Source organism: Acidaminococcus sp., from assembly GCF_050873445.1.
GTDB lineage: Bacteria > Bacillota > Negativicutes > Acidaminococcales > Acidaminococcaceae > Acidaminococcus.
Genome location: NZ_JBNMIU010000084.1, coordinates 1 through 4200, shown reverse-complemented (window position 1 = coordinate 4200; position 4200 = coordinate 1). Strand labels below are relative to the sequence as shown.

The 4200-nt window shown below is 56.8% G+C and carries 4 protein-coding genes; 1 reads left to right on the top strand and 3 read right to left on the bottom strand.

The window, feature by feature from the left end; translation table 11 throughout:
* Positions 1-75: 75 nt before the first annotated feature.
* Genes ACR0QW_RS10660 through ACR0QW_RS10650 form a run of 3 tightly spaced genes read right to left on the bottom strand, consistent with a single transcriptional unit; the run spans position 76 to position 3757 of the window.
* Positions 76-1986, bottom strand: a complete 1911-nt coding sequence (locus ACR0QW_RS10660) for a PTS fructose transporter subunit IIABC (protein WP_432643617.1) — start codon at positions 1984-1986, stop codon at positions 76-78.
* Positions 1987-1989: 3 nt separating this feature from the next.
* Positions 1990-2892: a 1-phosphofructokinase gene (pfkB, locus tag ACR0QW_RS10655; RefSeq protein ID WP_432643616.1), complete on the bottom strand. Its 903-nt coding sequence runs from the start codon at positions 2890-2892 to the stop codon at positions 1990-1992.
* Positions 2893-2905: 13 nt separating this feature from the next.
* The gene (locus tag ACR0QW_RS10650; RefSeq protein WP_432643615.1) at positions 2906-3757 is read right to left on the bottom strand and encodes a ChbG/HpnK family deacetylase; all 852 of its coding nucleotides are present in this window, start codon (positions 3755-3757) and stop codon (positions 2906-2908) included.
* A 164-nt stretch (positions 3758-3921) separates the two neighbouring features.
* Between ACR0QW_RS10650 and ACR0QW_RS10645 the strand changes: the two genes are divergently transcribed.
* The coding region (locus tag ACR0QW_RS10645) for an ECF transporter S component (RefSeq protein ID WP_432643614.1) at positions 3922-4200 on the top strand (279 nt) is incomplete at its 3' end.

The following is a 4200-nucleotide window of genomic DNA, read 5'->3' as shown; positions in this document are numbered from 1 at the left end:
TCACACCCCCATCACCAGCCAGTGAAGGCCAACTCAAAGGATCATTTACAGTTCTTTCATGGGAACTGCAGGATCTTATTTATTCTTTTTCAGCACTCCCAGCAGCACCGCCCCTACGGCTGTACCCACTACCAGGCTCACCAGGTACATAGGCCAGTTGTGGACCACGCCGAACACGAAAATGCCACCGTGGGGTGCAGGGATGGTGCACCCGAATACCATGGACAGAGCGCCGGCTACCGCTGCCCCAATGCAGCAGGCGGGAATCACCCTGCTGGGATCCTCAGCCGCAAAAGGAATGGCCCCTTCGGTGATAAAGCTCAGGCCCATGACGAAGTTGGTCAGAGACGAACTCCGTTCCTGCGCCGTAAACTTCCCAGGGAACAGCCGGCAGGCCACGGCAATGGCCAGCGGCGGCACCATGCCCCCGATCATCACGGATGCCATGAACGGCGAAGAAATGGCCTGGCCGTCAGCCCCGGCCAGGGACGCCGTCCCGAACACATAGGCTGCTTTGTTCAGCGGGCCGCCGAAGTCGATGCTCATCATTCCGCCCAGCACCAGACCCAGGAGAACCTTGCTGCCGCCGCTCATGGAAGTCAGCCCCCCGTTCACCCAGTGGTTCACAGCGCCCATCACCGGATTGATGATAAGCACCATCAAAGCACCCATGATCATCAGCCCCAGTACCGGGTACAGCAGAATGGGTTTCAGGTTTTCCAGGGAGTCAGGTAAAAAGCCCAGGAGTTTCTTCAGTACCAGGATCAGGTAGCCTGCAGCGAAACCACCCACCAGGGCTCCAAAGAACCCGCTGCCGCCACTGGCCGCCATGGCGCCGGCCACGAACCCGACCAGCAGGCCCGGCCGGTCTGCAATACTGGCAGCAATGAATCCGGCCAGCATGGGCATCATGAAGCTGAAGGCCAGACCGCCCACATCCTTGAAGAACTTGGCCAGCGGCGTGCTGGACCCGAACTTCGCTGTCCCGGCGGCTCCCATGTCGAACAGGAAGGCCAGGGCAATCAGGATGCCCCCGCCGATAACAAACGGCAGCATGTGGCTGACGCCGTTCATCAGATGCTTATAGGCTTTGCGGGCCTGGCTTTCTTCTGCGGCTTCCGCTTCCGGGCCGGCGGCACCTCCCTCTTCCCCTTCGAATACGGGTGCATTGCCGCTCAGGGCTTCATCCAGCAGCTGGTCGGCTTTATTGATGCCGTCTGCCACTTTCACGATGACTACCCGTTTGCCCTTGAACCGGTTCATGGGCACGTATTTGTCCGCAGCCACGATGATCCCCATGGCATTGGCAATATCATCGGCGGTCAGCGCGTTCTTCACACCGCTCTGGCCATTGGTTTCTACTTTAATGGAAACGCCCCGTCTGGCAGCGTGCTGTTCCAGACTTTCGGCAGCCATATACGTATGGGCGATGCCCGTAGGGCAGGCCGTCACAGCCAGCACCCGATATCCCTGGGAGCTGGCTTCTTCCGCAGCAGCCGGAGCTTCTTTCTTTGCTTCTTCCGGGAATTTTTCCTTTTCAGCTTTGGCAATCATGTTGTACAGGCCATCCACGCTGTCCACGTTCATAAGCCCGTCAATGAATTCCGGATCCATGAGCAGGGTGGAAAGGCGGCTCAGCACATCCAGGTGCACATTGTCCTTCGTATCCGGTGCGGCAATCAAGAAGAACAATTTGGCAGGCTGCCCGTCCAGGCTGTCGAATTCCACACCGTCCCTGCAGCGCATGAAAGCCAGCCCCGGCTTTGTCACTGCCGCTGTCTTGGCGTGAGGGATGGCTACTCCTTCGCCTACACCGGTACTTCCTTCTTCTTCCCGGGCGAACACCCGCTTCTTATATTCTTCCGGATCCTCGATGTTGCCCTGTTTCACCATCAGGGAAACCATCTTTTCCAGTGCGTCTTTTTTGTCCGTGGCGGAACCATTCAGTTCCACACTTTCCCGTTTCAGTAAATCCGTGATATGCATACTTCAATTCCCCTTTATCAGTTCTTCAATCGTTTCCCGCGTGGCCAGATGCATGGAGAAGGCCGTAGCGCTGCCAGCGCAGACGCCCCAGTGCAGGGCTTCTTGATAATCCCGGTTTTTCAGATACCCGGCCAGGAATCCGGCTACCATGCTGTCACCGGCCCCCACCGTATTCACCATGTGTCCCCGGGGTGCGGCATGGCGGTGTACTGCATCGAAAGCGTCCACCAGCAGGGCTCCATCGCCTCCCAAGCTGATGAGCACGTTCCGGGCGCCCTTTTTCCGCAGTTCCCGGGCTCCTTCCACTAGGTCCGCTTCTGTAGGCAGCTTCCGTCCCAACAGGTCTTCCAGTTCTTCCTTGTTGGGCTTTACCAGGAAAGGTCCTGCCTCCAGGGCATTTTCCAGAAGCTTTTCGGTGGCATCCACCACGCAGGGAATCTTCCGCTGTTGCATCAGACGGGCAATCCTGCCATAGAGCGTAGGTGCGCAGCCGCTGGGACCGCTCCCTGAAAGCACCAGCATATCTCCCGTCTGCAGGGTTTCCAGTTGTTTCAGGAGGCGCTCCAGATCAGCTTTTCCGATGACCGGTCCCTGGCCGTTGATGGCGGTCTCTTCCTCCGACCGCACTTTCACGTTGATCCGGGAAAAGCCTTCTTCCACAGACAGCAGGTCGCAGGCGATACCCTGCACTTCTACCAGCCGCTGGATTTCCTCACCGGTAAAGCCAGCCTTGAAACCCAAAATCCGTGTAGGAATGCCCAGGTTCTGCAGTACCCAGGACACGTTGATACCCTTGCCTCCCGGAAATACTTTCTCTCCCTTCGTGCGGTTGATGGCTCCCACTTCCAGTTTCGGAACAGTGACCACATAATCCAGAGAAGGATTGAAGGTAACAGTATAGATCATGGTAATATCCTTCCTATAAATTGCTGAAATTGCACACATGAATGCCCAGCTGCTCCACCAGATCAACCAGATCCGGATTGGTGACACCCGCCAGTTCCGCTTCGAAATCGTGATCCCAGGCCGTATCCGGAATCAGTACCTTGTTATCCGTACCCGGATGGAGCATGATTTCCGTGGTACCCTCTTTCAGAGTCAGCAGGATCCGGCGCAGGGCTTTTTTATCCACCGCTTCCCCTGCTACGATACCCCCGAAATGCTCCGGTACCCGAAGTCCGGCGGCGACAGCTTTGCGTCTGGCCCGTTCTGAAAGCACATGGAGCCCCATACGTCCTACCTGTTCCCCAAGGTTGCCGGGGCGGGTAGCGAAAAGGCTCACCGGGATGGCCGGGATCCGCATCGCCGGAATACCGTGATCCAGGCAGAAGTCGATGATGATGTCGATGATCCCCGGCAGCACATGCATATGCTGGTGGCTATCCGCATGGGTAGGAACCAGCCCCGTGCTGAGAAAAGTATCCAGCTGGGCCCGGCATTCCTTCGCCACTTCCGGCAGCTTGATTTTGCCGGAAAGGAAACGCTTCACGAACACCCCGTGGTCGGGCCACAGTTCACCGGTAGCCGGGTCGATCAGGCTGGGAATCAGGTCAGGAGGGAGGACCGGCCGGGCGTTCACCAGCATAAAATGGATGCCCATGCCCAGAGACGGTGTGCGGCGGGCCAGAGTCACGGCATCATCAAAGGCAGTGCCGGTGACCATTACCGTAGCCGATCGGATCAGGCCCCTTTGTACGCCCACTTCCACTGCCCGGTCAATCAGCACATGACGGCCGAAATCATCCGCATTGACGATCAATTGTTTAGTCAAAACCTGTCGGCTCCTTTCCTGCATCCCGTATGTGTATTGTTTGAATGTGCAGCACTTTATTGTACAATAAAAATACCTGTCTGTCACGGAATTTGACAGGTTTTCCGGGATTTGCTACACTGTCATTGATTTTTTTCATCTAATATATAAAGGAGTGTTTTCCTGTGAATCGTACACTGTCTCCCCGGGCGCTGGTGTTCATCGCCGTACTGGGGGCGTTGAGTTCGCTGCTGATGGCTTTCGAGTTTCCTCTGCCCTTTGCGCCCGCTTATATGAAATTCGAGATTTCCGACCTGCCCGCCCTGTTCGCCGGGTTCTTCCTGGGTCCTGTTGCCGGAGCGCTGACAGAAGTGATCAAAATCCTGCTGAAACTGGTACTAGTGGGCAGCTCCACCGCATTCGTAGGGGAAGGGATGAATTTGATGTGCGCCCTGGCGTATGTA